The organism is Bradyrhizobium sp. PMVTL-01, from assembly GCF_051861855.1.
GTDB lineage: Bacteria > Pseudomonadota > Alphaproteobacteria > Rhizobiales > Xanthobacteraceae > Bradyrhizobium.
The window spans coordinates 8,201,721-8,218,719 of the sequence record NZ_CP193982.1; the positions used below are offsets into that span (position 1 = coordinate 8,201,721).

Sequence of the window (16,999 nt, forward strand, 5' to 3'; positions counted from 1 at the left end):
AACGCTAGACCTCAATTTTGCTGCTGGGCCGGCCCCAGATGGGCTGCGTCAAACACGAACTGTGCCAACGCCCGGCCAAGGCAATCATGGACCTGTTTCGCCAGCTCCGGCCCGTGGGACGGGCTGAACAGGTCGAACTGACCCTGGTCATTCCACTGCCGCATGATCGCGAAACGATCGAACAGCGGGATGTCGTGCTCCTGCGCCACCACCCGCATATTGTCGAGATAGGGCGGCACCGAGATCATGGTCTCTGTGCGCGGGCTGTACTGCAAATTCATCAACACGACGTCAGCCCCTGCATTTTGCAGCGCGGCAACCCCCTCGGTCACAGCACCGCGAAACTCATCGGGATCGATGGCTCGGATAGCATCCACGGTCCCGGTCTGCCAGATGACCAAAGTAGGCCTTTTTGCTTCCATCAGCTTAACGAAGGTGGTGGCCGCCTCCTCTGCTGTTTTCTTGCTCTGTATTTCTACGGAGACGTGCACGACCTCCGAGGGTGGCAGCTTCTCCTTCAAGATGGCCTGCATGCGCGCCGGATAGGAGGCGTCCTCGGAGGCCGGAATCGTGGTCGAGCGGCTGCCGATGACCAGGATTTCCAGCGGTTTGCCCGATTTGACGGCCTCGGCAACCTTGGGAAGCTGGCTTTCGCTGGTGAGGAGATAAGACGGCAATTCGCAGGCTGCGGGCGCGGCGGCAGCGGCAGGCGCAGCATCGTCCGCGCGCGCCTGGGGCGCGGCGAGGCCACCGCATAGCAGGATCAGGCTCAGGAGAACCTTCGCCTTCATCAGCCTCCTCCCGCCAGATCGGCGTTGCCGACGGCGTTTTTGGTTTTCGCACCGCTCTTGTCAGCCACGCGCTTGTACCACGAAATCACCCAGGCAACGCCCCACATGACCAGGATTCCGGAGAGACTAATCAGCGCATGCATGGCTGCGCCGCCGGAGACCTCGGCCAGGATGAAATGGCCGGCGAAGGCGAGGAAGACGCCGAGGCAGAAGATCTCGAGCGAATGCTGGCCGCACAGGATCAGCGGTCGCAGCCACTGCGATTTCAGGCCCGGCCAGTCGCGCGGCAGGAAGCGCACCGTGAGCGCGGCCAGCGCCAGGAAATGCGTGAAGCGCAGAACGTCGAGATCGGTCTTGTCGATCGGATACATCCATTGCTCGAGCCGCTTCGGCATCAGATGGGACAGGTGCGGCAGATACCAGGTCAGCGTCACGTAGAACGCCGCCACGATATAGGCGATCGAGATCCACATCGTTACCGGCGACGCTAAAATACGCGACATGCGCCGCGCACCTCCGAGCGCACACCATGCACCGAAGACGAAAAGCAATTGCCAGGCCAGCGGATTGAAGGCCCAGAAGCCGTTCGGATAGGCGGAGAAGTAGAGATCGTATTCCCAGGTCACCGCGTAGAGCACGACGGAAAGGCCGAGCGTGACGTCGGGCTTCCAGCGCATCGACCACAGGATCACGGGCAGCGCCAGCATCAGGACGATATACAGCGGCAGCACGTCCATGTTGACGGGACGGAAACGCAGCAGCAGCGCCTGCACGATGGTGATGTCGGGCTGCTTGAGGAAGTCCATGATCCCCATCTCTTCGGTGTAGAGCGGGTTCTCGAAACGGGTCGCCACGTAGGAGATCTCGGCGAGGAAGATCGTGAACAGGAAGACGTGCGCGACGTAGATCTGCCAGACCCGCCGCAGGATGCGGGCGGTAGCGATGACGACGCCACCCTCCAGCATCGCGCGGCCGTAGACGAAGGCGGCGGTGTAGCCGGAGATGAAGATGAAGATCTCCGTGGCGTCGCTGAAGCCGTAATTGCGGATCGTGAACCACGTCAAAAGGCTCGTCGGCAGATGGTCGATGAAGATCAGCCACAGCGCCAGCCCACGGAACAGGTCAAGGCGGAGTTCGCGCTCGCCGATGGCGGGCAGCGTGATGGCGGCTGCACGCGGCTCCGCAGGTTTGGCGGTTCCTGCGATGCTCGATCCCGTCACTTGGTCGGCAATGGTCATCGGGGCCTAAAAACCCTCACCCAAATCGCGACGTTGAAGGAGTGTACCGGTCCGGCCGTCATCTCGCAAAGCGGCCGGATCACATGGGGGTGTCTCCCCCCTGGGGATGTCATCCCTTGGGGATTCTTTCCTTGGGGTGTACTTCCTCGCCAATTCTGGCGGCACGATGTCGCCAAAACCGCCTCGGGGTTTGGTTCCGACGCCGGATTTCGGTATGATGGCAGCCATGTACCGCGCCGTGACCCGCCAGATCGAAGTGACCGTCGAGCCGAACTTTGTTCCGGAGCAGTCGTCGGCCGACCGCTCCCGCTATTTCTGGTCGTACACCATCGTCATCACCAATTCCGGCGACGAGACGGTGCAGCTCAAGACGCGGCACTGGATCATCACCGACGCCACCGGTCGCCAGCAGGAGGTCAGGGGCGAGGGCGTGGTCGGCGAACAGCCGACGCTCGCCCCCGGCGAGCGGTTCGAATACACTTCCGGCGTGCCGCTCACGACCGCATCCGGCTTCATGACCGGCCGCTACCAGATGGTCAGCGAAACCGGCGAGCGCTTCGAGATCGACGTGCCGACGTTCTCGCTAGACAGCCCGGATAACAAGCGGGTGTTGAATTAGCACCGTGCCGTACCTCCACATCGTCGTTGCTTCGCTGCGCTTGCAATGACGGAGGATGGACTTACGCGTCCTCGACGCCCGCCTCGTGCGGCGTGAACTGGTAGACCGACGAACAGAACTCGCAGGTCACGACGACCTTGTCGTCCTTCACCATCGCCGCGCGGTCGTCGGGCGAGAAGCTCTTCAGCATGGACGCGACCGCGTCGCGCGAGCAGGAGCACTGCGCCTTCAGCGACAGCGGCTTGAACACGCGTACGCCACGCTCGTGAAACAGGCGATAGAGCAGCCGCTCGCCGGAGAGCTCCGGATCGATCAGCTCGACGTCCTCGACGGTCTCGATCAGCGAGCGCGCCTCGACCCAGGCGTCGTCCTCGGCGACACTGTGCGCCTCGACACCTTCGGGCGCATCGCCGGGATGCAGGTCCGCCTGCCGCGCGCGCTCGGGAGCCTTCGGCAGGAATTGCATCAGCATCCCGCCGGCGCGCCAGCGATGCTTGCCGCCGTCGCTCGAGCGCCACTCCTCGCCGACGGCGAGGCGCACCTTGGTCGGGATCTGCTCGGAGCGCAGGAAATATTCGTGGGCGGCATCTTCCAGGCTGCCGCCGTCGAGCGCGACGAGGCCCTGGTAGCGGCTCATGTCGGGGCCCTGATCGATGGTCATCGCAAGATGACCGCGGCCGAGCAGCGTGCCGGAATCCTTCGCCGTGCCGACGCGCGAGGCGTCGTAGCGGGCATAGGCCCGCAGATGATCCGGCGCCTTGTAGTCGACGACCAGGAACGACACCGGGCCGTCGGTCTGGGCCTGCAGGATGAAGCGGCCCTCGAATTTCAGCGCCGAACCGAGCAGCGTCGCCAGCACGATCGCCTCGCCGAGCAGCTTGCCGACAGGCGCTGGATAATCGTGCTTGGTCAGGATGTCGTCGAGCGCAGGGCCAAGCCGCACCAGGCGACCGCGCACGTCGAGCGCGTCGACCTCGTAAGGCAGCACGGCGTCGTCGACCGGAACCGCTGATGGCGCGCGGACCGGGCCTTCAGGCCCGGTTTTCATGTCAGGGGATTGGAAAACCATGGCGCTTTATCTGGGGTCGGAGAGCCGGGAATGGAAGGGGGTGTGTTCCGGCGATCGGATCTCGTGCACGCGAGTACAAATTCCGTGTCGTCCTGACGAAAGTCAGGATGACGATCCAATATTACGCGACCGCGCCGCTACTTCACCGCGTCGAAGCACCAAGCCAGAATGCCCTTCTGCGCGTGCAGGCGGTTTTCGGCCTCGTCGAACACGACCGATTGCGGGCCGTCGATCACCTCGTCGGTGACCTCCTCGCCGCGATGGGCCGGCAGGCAGTGCATGAACAGCGCGTCGGGCTTGGCCAGCGACATCAGCTTCGCATTGACCTGATAGGGCTTGAGCACGTTGTGACGGTGCTCGCCTTCCTTGTCGCCCATCGACACCCAGGTGTCGGTGACGACGCAGTCGGCGCCCTTCACGGCGGCCTCGGGATCAGAGCCGAGCACGATCGGCGCGCCCGTCGCCTTGATCCAGTCGCGCATCGCCTTCTTCGGCGCGAGCTCCGGGGGCGTTGCCACATTGAGCTGGAATTTGAAGCGCTCGGCGGCATGCGCCCAGGAGGCCAGCACGTTGTTGTCGTCGCCGGTCCAGGCCACCGTCCGGCCCTCGATCGGGCCGCGATGCTCCTGATAGGTCATGAGGTCCGCCATGACCTGGCAGGGATGCGAGCGCCGCGTCAGGCCGTTGATGACCGGCACGGTCGCATTCGCCGCAAGCTCCAGCAGCGCCTCATGGTTGAGGATGCGGATCATGATGGCATCGACATAGCGCGACAGCACGCGCGCGGTGTCGGCGATGGTCTCGCCGCGGCCGAGCTGCATCTCGGCGCCGGTGAGCATGATGGGCTCACCGCCGAGCTGGCGCATGGCGACGTCGAACGAGACGCGGGTGCGCGTCGAGGGACGCTCGAAGATCATCGCCAGCGTCTTGCCTTCGAGCGGCTTCACCGGCTGCTGCGCCTTCTGCTTCGCCTTCATGGCGGCGGAGGCGTCGAGCATGCTCTTGAGCTCCGACAACGGCAGCTCGTTGATGTCCAGGAAGTGCTTCGGCGACTTGCTCATCAGCTTGCAGCCCGCTTGGTCTGACTGGACGAGATCGCAGCGCAGGCGCGCTCCAGCCGCGCAACGCTGTCCTCGATCTCGGCCTCGGTGACGATCAACGGCGGCAGGAAGCGCACGACATTGTCGCCGGCGCCGACCGTGAGCAGCTTTTCATTGCGCAAGGCCGCAACGAGATCGCCCGAGGGCACCACGGCCTTGATGCCGATCAAGAGGCCCTCGCCACGCACCTCGCTGACGACGTCAGGGTGACGGTCGATCACGGAGGCGAGCTTCTGCTTGAGCAGCAGCGACATCTTCTGCACGTGGTCGAAGAAGCCGGGCTTGAGCATGATGTCGAGCACGGCATTGGCAGCCGCGATCGCCAGCGGATTCCCGCCGAACGTGGAGCCGTGCGAGCCGGGCCCCATGCCGGCTGCCGCCTCCGCGGTGGCCAGCACCGCGCCGATCGGGAAGCCGCCGCCGAGCGCCTTGGCGAGCGACATCACGTCAGGTGTGACGCCGGTGCGCCGATGCGCGAACAGATCTCCGGTGCGACCCATGCCGGTCTGCACCTCGTCGAAGGCGAGCAGCAGGCCCTTCTCGTCGCAGAGCTGACGCAGCGCCTTGAGGAAGGCGGGCGTCGACGATCGCACGCCGCCCTCACCCTGGATCGGCTCGAGCAGGATGCCGGCGGTCTGCGGACCGATCGCCTTCTTGACGGCTTCGATGTCACCATGCGGGACCTGGTCGAAGCCGTCCATCGGCGGGCCGAACCCTTCAAGATATTTTGCAGATCCCGTCGCAGCGAGCGTCGCCAGCGTGCGGCCGTGGAAGGCGCCCTCGAAGGTGATGATGCGGTAGCGCTCCGCATGGCCCTTGGAGAAGTGATGATGGCGGACCAGCTTGATCACGCCTTCCAGCGCTTCGGCGCCGGAATTGCAGAAGAACACGAAGTCCGCGAAGCTTTCCTGGCACAGACGCGCCGCGAGTTTCTCGCCGTCCGGGCTCTGGAACAGGTTCGACATGTGCCAGAGCTTGGTCGCCTGCTCCTGCAACGCCTTGACCAGCGCGGGATGGGCATGGCCGAGCGCGTTGACGGCGACGCCCGAGGTGAAATCGAGATAGCGCTCGCCATTGGTCGCGATCAGCCAGCAGCCTTCGCCGCGCTCGAAACCGAGGTTGGCCCTGGCGAAAACGGGGAGCAAATGCGGCGCGGCGCTGTCAGTCATGACGATCACTTGATGTTGCGGACGGCCTGAAGCGCTCACGCAGCGCACCATCAACCGGCCCGGAAAACGAAACGTGCCGCCTTTTAAGGGCGGCACGTGGCACTATCTTATGCCGGGTAGAACGGGTGTCAATGCCGCCTGAAAGCCCCGGGAAACGCTGAATCCGTAGTCTTGCGGTGCCGGATTTGCGGGGTTTTTGCCACGGAACATGTGGAAGCGAGTCGGCTGACTCTTGCGCGTGAGTCACGCCATATTGTAGCGTTTGGCTTGTCAGATACGACATCTCGTGCAGCAGTTCTGATCCTCTAAGTCCTCATGTACCGGCGTAAACGTTCGGGCGTTCTGGTTACGCCCGGCGAGCCTTAAGGGATTCTGGCGGCACGGGTTTTTCGAGGCTTAGGCATTCGCCGCGAGGCGCCAGGACGGCAGCCGCACGGCGAGGGAAAGGGTGCAATGACGGTTTTGACCTGGTCCGACGATCGCGTCGAGCAGCTGAAAAAGCTCTGGGAGGCCGGATTGTCGGCCAGCCAGATCGCAGCCGAGCTCGGCAACGTGACCCGTAATGCCGTGATCGGCAAGGTGCACAGGCTCGGCCTGTCGGGCCGCGCCAAGAGCCCCTCATCGGCAGCTCCCCGGCCGCGCAAGGCGCGCCCGGCTCAGCACATGATGCGGGTCAGCCGCCCGATTGCGCGCGGCAACACCGCGCTGGCGCAGGCCTTCGAGGTCGAGGTCGAGGCAGAGCCTGTGACCTACGACAACGTGGTGCCGATGAGCCAGCGGCTGTCGCTGCTCGAGTTGAACGAGGCGACCTGCCACTGGCCGGTCGGCGATCCCTCGAGCCCGGATTTCTTCTTCTGCGGCGGCAAGGCGCTCTCCGGCCTGCCCTACTGCGCCCAGCATTCGCGCGTCGCGTATCAGCCCGCGGCCGACCGCCGTCGCGCGCCGGCAAAGCCCGGCACGCGCTGAGCACGGCTTTAAACTACCTCGTCCCGACGTGAGGCCGGGACGACAACCGAGACATAAACAAGCGCGCCACGTGGCGCGCTTTTTGTTTGGCTTGCTCGAAGCCGCTCTCAGGTCTGCTCGGCCTTCGCAAAGCGATCGTCGAGCGCGTAGCCGGCGCCGCGGACGGTGCGGATCGGGTCCTGCTCGCGGCCGAGATTGAGCAGCTTGCGCAGGCGGCCGATATGGACGTCGACGGTGCGCTCGTCGATGTAGATGTCGCGGCCCCAGACACTGTCGAGCAGCTGCTCGCGCGAGAACACGCGACCGGGATGCTCGAGGAAGAACTCGAGCAGGCGATACTCGGTCGGACCGAGATCGATCGGCCGGCCCGAGCGCGCGACGCGGCGCTTCTCGCGGTCGAGCTCGATGTCGCCATAGGCGAGCACGGTGGCGAGCCGCTCGGGGCTGGCGCGCCGCAACAGGCCCTTCACCCGCGCCAGCAGCTCGGGCACCGAGAACGGCTTGACGATGTAGTCGTCGGCGCCGGTCGCAAGCCCCCGCACCCGCTCGCTCTCCTCGCCACGCGCGGTGAGCATGATGATCGGTAGCTGCTTGGTCTCGGGACGGGTGCGCAGCCTCCGGCACAGCTCGATGCCGGAGAGCCCCGGCAGCATCCAGTCGAGCACGATCAGGTCGGGGATGTGCTCCTTGAGGCGGGTGTCGGCATCGTCGCCGCGCATCACCGTCTCGACGTCATAGCCGTCGCCTTCGAGGTTGTAGCGGAGAAGCTCGGTGAGAGCTTCCTCGTCCTCAACCACCATGATGCGTGCGCCCATCGGCTCGTCGCTCCTTGAGTCTTCAGGTATTCGGGACCGTCGTGGCGAAGGTCGTCATGTCGCCCTTCGGCCGCTTGTCGGTGATGGCCTGACCCTCGATCATGTAGAACACGGTCTCGGCGATGTTGGTGGCGTGGTCGCCGATCCGCTCGATGTTCTTGGCACAGAACATCAGATGGATGCAGAACGAGATGTTGCGCGGATCCTCCATCATGTAGGTGAGGAGTTCGCGGAACAGCGAGGTGCAGATGGCGTCGACTTCCTCGTCGCCCTTCCACACCGCCATCGCCGCCGGCAGATCGTGCGCGGCATAGGCGTCCAGCACCGACTTGACCTGCTGCTGCACGAGGTCGGTCATGTGCTCCAGGCCGCGGAACAGTTTGAGCGGATGGAAGTCGGCATCGAGCGCGGCGACGCGCTTGCCCATGTTCTTGGCGAGGTCGCCGATGCGCTCGAGGTCGGTCGCAACGCGCATGGCGCCGACGATCTCGCGCAGGTCCACCGCCATCGGCTGGCGGCGGGCGATCGTGAGCACGGCGCGCTCCTCGATCTTCTTCTGCAGCGCGTCGAGCTCGGCATCGGTGGTGACGACGCGCTGGCCGAGCGCGACGTCGCGGCGGATCAGCGCGTCGACGGAATCGACGATCATGCGCTCGGCGATACCGCCCATCTCGGCGACGAGCCGAGTGAGCTCCTGGAGGTCGGTGTCGAAGGCCTTTGCGGTATGTTCAGAACCCATGTCCCGTCTCCTCAGCCGAACCGGCCGGTGATGTAATCCTGCGTGCGCCGATCGCTCGGCGACGTGAAGATCTTGCTGGTGTCGTCGAACTCGATCAGCTCGCCGAGATACATGAAGGCGGTCTTGTCGGAGACGCGCGCCGCCTGCTGCATGTTGTGGGTAACGATCGCGATCGTGTAGTTCTCGGACAATTCCTGGATCAGCTCCTCGACCTTGGCGGTCGAGATCGGGTCGAGCGCCGAGCAGGGCTCGTCGAACAAAATCACTTCAGGGCGGACCGCGACGGTGCGGGCGATGCAGAGGCGCTGCTGCTGGCCGCCGGAGAGCGACAGGCCCGAGGCGTTGAGCTTGTCCTTGACCTCGTTCCACAGCGCGCCGCCGCGCAGCGCCTTCTCGACCCGGTCGTCCATCTCGGACTTCGAGATCTTCTCATAGAGGCGGATGCCGAAGGCGATGTTCTCGTAGATCGTCATCGGGAACGGCGTCGGCTTCTGGAACACCATGCCCACCCGGGCGCGCAGCAGGTTCAGGTCCAGCTTGGGATCGAGGATGTTGGTCTGGTCGAGCATCAGCTGACCGGTGGCGCGCTGGCCTGGATAGAGGTCGTACATCCGGTTGAAGATGCGCAGCAGGGTCGACTTGCCGCAGCCCGACGGGCCGATGAACGCCGTGACGCGGTTGGTGCCGAGCGTCAAATTGATGTTCTTCAGCGCGTGGTGGTCGCCGTAATAGAAGTTGAGGTTGCGCACCGTCACCTTGGCGGGCGCTTCCGGCATCGGCTGCGAGGCCAGATGCGCGTTGGAACTCACGGATACGGAAAGATCGGTCATTTTGCAGTCCTCTCGGCGCCGAGGATGCGCGCGCCAATGTTCAGGGCAAGCACGGTGAGCGTGATCAGCAGCGCGCCGCTCCAGGCGAGCTGCTTCCAGTAGGCGTAGGGGCTCTGCACGAAGTTGTTGATGGTGACCGGCAGGTTCGCCATCGTCTTGTTCAGGCTGAGGCTGAAGAACTGGTTCGACAGCGCGGTGAAGAGCAGCGGCGCGGTCTCGCCGGCGACGCGGGCGGTGGCGAGCAGCACGCCGGTGATGAGACCCGAGCGGGCCGCACGATAGGCGATGCGCTTGATCACCAGCGAGCGCGGCAGGCCGAGCGCACTTGCCGCCTCGCGCAGCGCGTTCGGCACCAGGAGCAGCATGTCCTCGGTCGTGCGCACCACCACCGGGATGACGATCACGGCGAGCGCGAGCGCGCCCGCAATCGCCGAGAAGCCGCGCATCGGCACCACCACCGCACCGTAGATGAACAGGCCGATGATGATCGAGGGCGCCGAGAGCAGGATGTCGTTGATGAAGCGGATCACCGAGGTCAGCTTGTCGTTGCGGCCGTACTCGGCGAGATAGGTGCCGGCGAACAGGCCCAGCGGCGCGCCGATGCCGACGCCGAGCACGGTCATGATGATCGAGCCGACGATGGCGTTGCGCAGGCCGCCTTCGGTCGAGCCCGGAGGCGGTGTGTCCGCGACGAAGATCTGCAGGTTCAGACCGGCAATACCGTTGTAGAGCAGCGTGATCAGGATCAGCGCAAGCCAGGTGACGCCGAAGGCGGCGGCGGCAATGCAGAGCCCGCGGATCACGATGTCCTTGCGGCGGCGGCGGGCGTAGATCGGGTTCATTTCACTTCCCCGCCTTCTTTTCCAGACGCAGCAGCATCAGCCGAGCGGCCGCGAGCACGAAGAACGTCAGCACGAACAGGAGCAGGCCGAGCAGTATCAGGCCGGACTGGTGCAGGCCGTCGCTCTCGGCGAATTCGGACGCGATCGCCGCCGAGATCGTCGTGCCGGGCGCGAAGATCGACGAGGAGATCCGGAACGAGTTGCCGATGATGAAGGTCACCGCCATGGTCTCGCCGAGCGCGCGGCCCAGCGCCAGCATGACGCCGCCGATGATGCCGACGCGGGTGTAGGGGATCACCACGCTGCGGACGACTTCCCAGGTGGTGCAGCCGACGCCGTAGGCGGCCTCCTTTAGCACCGGCGGCACGGTCTTGAACACGTCGACCGAGATCGAGGTGATAAAGGGCAGCACCATGATGGCGAGGATCAGCGCGGCGTTGAACAGGCTGAGATAGGACGGCGGCCCCGCGAAGATCGCACCCAGCACAGGGACGCCGTCAAAGATCCTGATCATGAAGGGCTGGAACGTGTTGGCCAGGAACGGGCCGAGCACGAAGAAGCCCCACATGCCATAGATGATCGAGGGAATGCCGGCGAGCAGCTCGACAGCCATGCCGATCGGGCGGCGCAGCCATTGCGGGCACAGCTCGGTGAGGAAAATGGCAATGCCGAGACCAACCGGAATGGCGATCAGCATCGCGATGAAGGAGGTGACCAACGTGCCGTACATCGGCCCGAGCGCGCCCAGCACGGGCGGATCGGCCGACGGCGCCCAACGCTGCGTCCACAGGAAGGAGATGCCGTACTCCTTCATCGCCGGGAAGGCGCCGACGATGAGCGAGACGATGATGCCGCCGAGAATGAGTAGCACCGAGATCGCGGACAGCCGCGTGATCCAGTAGAAGGTGACGTCACCGAGCTTGAACGCGCTCAAGGCCTTGGCGCGATCATACGGTCCGGCAGCATCAATTACGTCGCTCTCGACAGCCATCTCAGCCACGCCGATCCCCTGTAGCCGTTATTCATATACGCTTGTTGTTTGTCGGTGGCGCGCTCCGGAGGCGGCGCAAGGCCGATCCGGAGCGGAGATCTTGGAGATCATCCCGGCACCATGCCGGGACAGGAGCGCCTTAGCTCTTGATCTCGGCAGCCCAGGTCTTCTCGATCAGCTGAACGACGCTGTCGGGCATCGGGATGTAGTCGAGTTCCTCAGCCATCTTGCCGCCGTTCTTGAAGGCCCAGCGGAAGAACTTGATGGCTTCCTGCGAGGCCGCCTTGTCGGTGGCTTCCTTGTGCATGAGGATGAAGGTCGCCGCGGTGATCGGCCAGGACTTGTCGCCGGGCTGGTCGGTCAGGATGACGTAGTAGCCGGGCGCCTTGGCCCAGTCGGCATTGGAGGCGGCCGCCTGGAACGCCTCGACGGTCGGCTGCACCGGCTTGCCGGCCTTGTTGACGAGACCGGTGTAGGTCAGCTTGTTCTGCTTGGCATAGGCGTACTCGACGTAGCCGATCGAGTTCTTGGTCTGGCTGATGTTGCCCGACACGCCTTCATTGCCCTTGGCGCCGACGCCGACCGGCCACTCGACCGCGGTGCCCTCGCCGACCTTGCTCTTCCAGTCCGCGCTGGCCTTGGAGAGATAGTTGGTGAAGTTGAAGGTGGTGCCTGAGCCGTCCGAGCGGCGAACCACGGTGATGGCGTCCGACGGCAGCTTCACGTTCGGATTGAGCTTCTTGATCGCGGCGTCGTCCCACTTGGTGATCTTGCCGAGATAGATTCCGGCCAGGGTCTCGCCGTCGAACACGATCTCGCCCGGCTTCACACCCTCGATGTTGACGACGGGGACGATGGCGCCCATCACCATCGGCCACTGGACGAGGCCGTCCTTCTCGAGCTGCTCGGCCTTGAGCGGCGCGTCGCTGGCGCCGAAGGTCACGGTCTTGGCCTGGATCTGCTTGATGCCGCCGCCCGAACCGATCGACTGGTAGTTCAGACCGTTGCCGGTCTGCTTCTTATAGGCATCAGCCCATTTGGAATAGATCGGGAACGGGAAGGTCGCACCGGCGCCCGTGATATCGGCGGCGGAGGCCACCGTCGTCGTTGCGGCGACCAAGCCGGCAGCGACGATCGTTTTGATGAAATTCATGCTGGTCTCCATACAGGGGAGCGAAGCGCCATCCGCGCCCGATCGCGCTCCCCGCGCCGCCCCGTTTAGGAGCGGTCGGCTGTGCTTTTACGAAGGTTTCGTGACAGTCGGATGACACCACCAAGCGATTGAAAACGCTCGGTTTCAGGCTTGCACTGGGGCCCGCGCCTGGGGAAAACAGGCGGTAAAGGTAGCCCCTTGCCGGGGCACGCTTTCGATCAAAAGCCGGCCGCGATGACGGTTAAGAATATGTTTCACCAGCGATAATCCGAGCCCGGTGCCGCCCTGCGAGCGGCTGTCGCCGACGTCGACCCGGTAGAACCGCTCGGTCAGCCGCGGCAGGTGCTCGGGCGCGATGCCGGGGCCGAAATCGCGGACCATGACCCGGATCTCCTGAGTTCCATCAGCGGCGGCGCTCGAGGTCAGCGACACGATGACGCGTCCGCCCGAGGCGCCGTATTTGAGCGCATTCTCGATCAGGTTCTCGAACAGGCGGAGCAGCTCCTCGCGGTCGCCCGCGATCATCACCGGCGGCTCCGGCAGATGGATCTCGACCTCGACCTGGCGCTCGCGCGCCAGCGGCTCCAGCCCGTCGGCGACCTGACGGATGATCGGCAGGAGGTCGACCAGGGTGTCGGGCCGGACATGGGCCGACAGCTCGACCCGCGACAACGAGAGCAGATCGTCGATCAGGCGCGCCATGCGGGTGGCCTGGTTGTGCATGATGCCGAGGAAGCGTTCCCGCGCCTTGGGATCGTCCTTGGCCTGGCCCTGCAGCGTATCGATGAAGCCCGACAGCGCGGCGAGCGGCGTCCGCAGCTCGTGGCTGGCATTGGCGACGAAGTCGGCGCGCATCTCCTCGACCCGGCGCAGCGGCGTCTGGTCGTGGAACGTCATCAGCATGCATTTGTCGGCGCCGCCGAAGGTGGTCGGCACCGGCACCGGCGTGATGATCAGCTCCATCCAGCGATCGACCGGGACGTGGTCGAGATAGGTCGCGCGCCGCGGCTCCGTGGTCGCGATCGACTCGCGCAGCGCCGTGATGATCTCCGGCGAGCGCAGCGCGAACTGGGCAAGCTCGTTACGGCGCAGCGCCGGCGCGAGCTGGGCGGCAGCTGCATTGAGATGGATGACGCGGCCGGCCCGGTCGAGCAGCACGGCCGGATCCGGCATGCCGGCGACGACCGCGGCCACCGCGGCGCTCTCGACCGGGTTGATGCGCCTGACATCGTCGCGCGAGGCGGCGGGATCGTGCAGCCGCCAGGGGATCAGCGCCGCCACGGCGATGCAGAGGAACACGGCAATGGCGTGCAGCGCCGACAATTCCCCGAGCGAGACCACGACCGACAGCGCCAGCGCCGCGGCGATCAGAATGATGGTCGAGTGCCGCAGCCGGTCGGACCAGGGCTGGGCTGCGGGAGAAGAAGGGGCGTCAATCGCCATCGGGCAGGCTTCTCCTGGAGGACGGGTCCTAACGGCCTTGTCTTGAGAGCTTGGCGCCGGTCAGACGCCGCCGTCGCTGCGCTTTCTCACATAGGCGGCTTCGGGCGCCGGGCCGGGGTCGAGCTTGAGCGCCGCCTGCTGCAAGCGCTTCGATCGGGCACCGATTATAACCTCGCGAAACGTCAGCAAGATTACAGATATGACGAAGGGGGATAGATAATAGAGTACGCGGAACAGGAGCATGCCGCCGAGGAGCTCCTCCCGGTCCATCTGCCAGAGACCGACCAGCATGGCGGCGTCGAACACGCCGAGGCCGCCGGGCGAGTGGCTGGCAAAGCCGAGCAGGGTGGCCGACACGAAGATCACGGCGACCACGACGAAGCCGAGATTGGGCTCGTCCGGGACCAGCACGTACATCGCCAGCGCGCAGAAGCCGAGATCGATGATGCCGATCGCGATCTGGAGCAGCGTCAGCGGTCCACCCGGCAGCACCACCGTCCAGGGCCCGCGGCCGACCACGCGCGGCTGGGTCCAGACCCAGACCACATAGGCGACCAGCGCCATGATGATCATCAGCGCCAGCGTCCGGTTCAGCCAGGGCGGAAGCTGGTCGATCGAGGCCGCCGCCTCCGGATGGTAGGAGATGCCGAGCCCGAGCACGGCGGCATTGCCGAGCCAGAAGGTCAGGCCGGCGAGGAAGCAGATCTTTGCGACATCGATCGCATTCAGCCCGTAGGCCGAATAGATGCGATACCGCACCGCACCGCCGGTGAAGACGCTGGCGCCGACATTGTGGCCGATCGAATAGCTGGTGAAGGCGGCGAGCGCGTTGATGCGGTAGGGCACGTGAGCGTGGCCGATCGCGCGCGTGGCGAACAGGTCGTAGAAGGTCAGGGTGAAATAGCCGGCAGCGACGAACAGCGCGGCCATCGCAATCTGGCTCGGCTCGGTGCTCTTGATCGCTTCGAGGACCTCGTTGACATCGATGCCGCGCAGCATGTGGTAGAGCACATAGCAAGCGATGCCGATGACCGCGACGCTGATCACAACTCCAAGCTTATGCAGGATTTGCTTCTGGCGCAGAAACGTCATCGCCCTGCGAATGGCTTCCAGCATCTAGACCTCGAACAACACTTCAGCGGCCAGGACGGCCGCCGAACAGGCAAACGACGCACAGGCGCTCGACGGCCCCCTCACCGCCGGCTCCTTCATCGCGCACCCCCCCGCCTCTCCACTAGCGCGTTTTGGCGCGGAGTGGAATTCGGCAATTCGAACAAAAACACGTGCCTTCAATGTTTTAGGCAGGTTGCGAGCTCCGGATGCACGGTTTGGCGCTTTCGGCGGCAAGGCTTGACGCGAATCTCCGTGGCAATCCTGAGCAGTCGCCATGAAGTTTTGATGATTTCGGCCACACAATGTTCCTTCACGCCTTAAGCCGAAATCAATCTATGGGCCGCGCCGCCCCCCTGAAAGAGGGGGCGATCCCGGGGCCTCACGGATTTCGGATTTGCCACGCGGGGCTTGCTGGGTGCACTGCAGCGCGGCACTCCGATCCGGGAAATTAGCACGCGCCACGACGGCGGTGCGCTCTCTCTCCCGCTGCTTGCGGGAGAGGTTCAGAAGGCGGCTCTCCGTCAGGCCGCGAGTTGCGGACGCATGGCCTCGATCCCGGCGATCCAACCGGCGACGGAGCGGCCGATCGCCTCGGGGTGGTCCTCCTGGAGGAAGTGCAGGCCGGGTCCGAGAGGAACATGCGCGCAATGCTTCAGCGAACCGGCGAACCGCTCGGCGAATTCCGGCGCGACGAGCGCACCGGGCGTGCCCGAGAACAGCAGTTTTGGATAGGACGATGCAGCGAGCGCGGCATGCGCGAATTGCAGCGTCGCATAGACGTCGGCAGGCTCGCCCGCGATCGGCAACTCGCGGGGAAAGGCGAGAACGGGGCGGCGACTCTCCGGCGTCGGGAACGGCGCGCGATACGGCGCCATTTCGTCGTCGCTGAGCTTGCGTACGATGCCGCCGGGCAGCACGCGTTCGACGAAGGCATTGGCCTCGAGGATCATGGCCTCGCCGTCGCCCGGCGCCCTGAATTTGCGGAATGCGGCCCTCGCCGCTTCGGCGTGGTCATGCTCCTCCGCGAACTCGGTGTGGTGAAAGTCCTGCCAGGTCGGCATCGGCCGGATGAACTCCATGAAGGCAAGGCCGCGCACGAGTCCGGCCGGCGTGCGGCGAGATGAAATGCGAGCGCTGTGCCCCAGTCCTGCGCGACGAGATAGGCCGAGGTGCTGCCGAGCCCGTCGATCAGCGCATCGAGATAACGGACGTGATCGAAGAAGCGGTAGGCGATGTCGGGCTTGCCGGATTGACCGAAGCCGATCAGGTCGGGCGCGATGCAACGCGCGACCGGCGACACCAGCGGCAGAATGTTGCGCCAGATGTGCGATGAGGTCGGATTGCCGTGCAAGAACAGCGCGACCGGCGCATTCTTTGCGCCCGTCTCGCGACAGGCCATGTTGCTCCCCAGGACTGGTGCATTGCGGATTGCGATCTCGGCCGGCTTGCTCATGTCATCTCCTTGAACACGGTTTTGAAGGCGATGGTCTTGAAGCGTTCGAGCGCGTTGGGATTGCGATCTACCTTCATGCGCAGGATCGCGCCCTGCCAGGACGCGAGCAGGAAGTCGGCAAGCTCCCCGGGCTCGAAATCGGATGCGATCTCGCCGCGTGTCTGTGCGTCTGCGATGCAGGCGGCGAAGGGCGCGCGCCACTCCGCAAAGATCCCGGCGAGGCGCGCGCGCAGCAACTCGCTGCTGCCTGATGCCTCCAGACTGAGATCGCCGATCAGGCAGCCGCGGCCATAGCCATCGGCTTCCAGACGGCCGGTGATGATGTCGAGGTAGCGCCGCAGCCGCGCGCGCGGCGTCAACGAGGTGTCCTCGAGCGCCTCGGCCACCAGCCCCTTTGTGACGTCAAAATAGCGGTCGAGCACCTCCGAGGCGAACGCCTCCTTGGAGCGGAAATGGTTGGTGAAGGACCCCTGCGGCGCGCCTGCGGCAGCGGTGACGTCGCGCACGCTGGTGCCGTGATAGCCGGTCCGGAACATGACCTTCAGGCCGGCGTCGAGGATGGCGTCTTTGAGTGAAGGCTTTGGCATGAGGTGCATAATACGTACGTACGTATTATTTTCAAGCGCGAAGTCGTGCTGCCCACATTGCTGTGCAATCAGGCTATGCGA

Annotated in this window: 16 protein-coding genes and 1 pseudogene; 2 read left to right on the plus strand and 15 right to left on the minus strand. The window is 64.9% G+C overall.

The features are described 5' to 3' along the window. Window positions 1–11: 11 nt before the first annotated feature. On the minus strand, window positions 12–791 hold the full coding sequence (locus ACRQ5Q_RS39540; protein ID WP_439371635.1) for an SGNH/GDSL hydrolase family protein: 780 nt from the start codon (window positions 789–791) through the stop codon (window positions 12–14). Beyond that, window positions 791–2,029, minus strand: coding sequence for an OpgC domain-containing protein (locus ACRQ5Q_RS39545; RefSeq protein WP_439371636.1), 1,239 nt, complete (start codon window positions 2,027–2,029; stop codon window positions 791–793). Before ACRQ5Q_RS39545 ends, ACRQ5Q_RS39540 begins: the two co-directional genes overlap by 1 nt. A gap of 226 nt (window positions 2,030–2,255) precedes the next feature. Between ACRQ5Q_RS39545 and apaG the strand changes: the two genes are divergently transcribed. Next, entirely contained in the window at window positions 2,256–2,648 is a 393-nt protein-coding gene (gene apaG, locus ACRQ5Q_RS39550) for a Co2+/Mg2+ efflux protein ApaG (protein WP_212341528.1), read from the plus strand. Between the two features lie 61 nt (window positions 2,649–2,709). Here the strand turns inward: apaG and ACRQ5Q_RS39555 are convergent, their stop codons facing one another. From ACRQ5Q_RS39555 to ACRQ5Q_RS39565, 3 genes are all read right to left on the minus strand, one after another. After that, window positions 2,710–3,717 carry an Hsp33 family molecular chaperone gene (locus tag ACRQ5Q_RS39555; protein WP_439395210.1) on the minus strand — a complete coding sequence of 336 codons (1,008 nt, stop codon included), beginning with the start codon at window positions 3,715–3,717 and terminating at the stop codon, window positions 2,710–2,712. 137 nt (window positions 3,718–3,854) lie between these two features. Next, the gene (gene argF, locus ACRQ5Q_RS39560; protein WP_439371638.1) at window positions 3,855–4,778 is read right to left on the minus strand and encodes an ornithine carbamoyltransferase; all 924 of its coding nucleotides are present in this window, start codon (window positions 4,776–4,778) and stop codon (window positions 3,855–3,857) included. Next, window positions 4,778–5,986: an aspartate aminotransferase family protein gene (locus ACRQ5Q_RS39565; RefSeq protein WP_439395212.1), complete on the minus strand. Its 1,209-nt coding sequence runs from the start codon at window positions 5,984–5,986 to the stop codon at window positions 4,778–4,780. The genes argF and ACRQ5Q_RS39565 overlap by 1 nt, the downstream gene beginning before the upstream one ends. 453 nt (window positions 5,987–6,439) lie before the next feature. Between ACRQ5Q_RS39565 and ACRQ5Q_RS39570 the strand changes: the two genes are divergently transcribed. Next, window positions 6,440–6,952: a GcrA family cell cycle regulator gene (locus tag ACRQ5Q_RS39570; protein WP_018644522.1), complete on the plus strand. Its 513-nt coding sequence runs from the start codon at window positions 6,440–6,442 to the stop codon at window positions 6,950–6,952. A 107-nt stretch (window positions 6,953–7,059) separates the two neighbouring features. Here the strand turns inward: ACRQ5Q_RS39570 and phoB are convergent, their stop codons facing one another. From phoB to ACRQ5Q_RS39620, 10 genes and pseudogenes are all read right to left on the minus strand, one after another. Further along, complete coding sequence (gene phoB, locus ACRQ5Q_RS39575; RefSeq protein ID WP_074122952.1) at window positions 7,060–7,767, minus strand: phosphate regulon transcriptional regulator PhoB; 708 nt, start codon at window positions 7,765–7,767, stop codon at window positions 7,060–7,062. 22 nt (window positions 7,768–7,789) lie between these two features. Continuing rightward, window positions 7,790–8,506: a phosphate signaling complex protein PhoU gene (phoU, locus tag ACRQ5Q_RS39580; RefSeq protein ID WP_439371640.1), complete on the minus strand. Its 717-nt coding sequence runs from the start codon at window positions 8,504–8,506 to the stop codon at window positions 7,790–7,792. An 11-nt stretch (window positions 8,507–8,517) separates the two neighbouring features. Further along, window positions 8,518–9,336: a phosphate ABC transporter ATP-binding protein PstB gene (gene pstB, locus ACRQ5Q_RS39585; protein WP_439371641.1), complete on the minus strand. Its 819-nt coding sequence runs from the start codon at window positions 9,334–9,336 to the stop codon at window positions 8,518–8,520. Beyond that, window positions 9,333–10,178: a phosphate ABC transporter permease PstA gene (gene pstA, locus ACRQ5Q_RS39590; protein ID WP_439371642.1), complete on the minus strand. Its 846-nt coding sequence runs from the start codon at window positions 10,176–10,178 to the stop codon at window positions 9,333–9,335. The genes pstB and pstA overlap by 4 nt, the downstream gene beginning before the upstream one ends. A 1-nt stretch (window position 10,179) precedes the next feature. After that, complete coding sequence (pstC, locus tag ACRQ5Q_RS39595) at window positions 10,180–11,169, minus strand: phosphate ABC transporter permease subunit PstC (protein WP_439375746.1); 990 nt, start codon at window positions 11,167–11,169, stop codon at window positions 10,180–10,182. 139 nt (window positions 11,170–11,308) lie between these two features. Continuing rightward, entirely contained in the window at window positions 11,309–12,322 is a 1,014-nt protein-coding gene (gene pstS, locus ACRQ5Q_RS39600) for a phosphate ABC transporter substrate-binding protein PstS (RefSeq protein WP_439395213.1), read from the minus strand. A gap of 144 nt (window positions 12,323–12,466) precedes the next feature. Further along, window positions 12,467–13,765, minus strand: coding sequence for an ATP-binding protein (locus tag ACRQ5Q_RS39605; protein ID WP_439371644.1), 1,299 nt, complete (start codon window positions 13,763–13,765; stop codon window positions 12,467–12,469). A gap of 60 nt (window positions 13,766–13,825) precedes the next feature. Beyond that, window positions 13,826–14,881, minus strand: coding sequence for a lysylphosphatidylglycerol synthase domain-containing protein (locus tag ACRQ5Q_RS39610; protein WP_439395215.1), 1,056 nt, complete (start codon window positions 14,879–14,881; stop codon window positions 13,826–13,828). Between the two features lie 518 nt (window positions 14,882–15,399). Continuing rightward, a pseudogene (locus ACRQ5Q_RS39615) lies at window positions 15,400–16,331 on the minus strand (haloalkane dehalogenase). Beyond that, window positions 16,328–16,918, minus strand: a complete 591-nt coding sequence (locus tag ACRQ5Q_RS39620) for a TetR family transcriptional regulator C-terminal domain-containing protein (protein ID WP_439395217.1) — start codon at window positions 16,916–16,918, stop codon at window positions 16,328–16,330. The pseudogene ACRQ5Q_RS39615 and the gene ACRQ5Q_RS39620 overlap by 4 nt, the downstream one beginning before the upstream one ends. Between the last annotated feature and the right edge of the window lie 81 nt (window positions 16,919–16,999).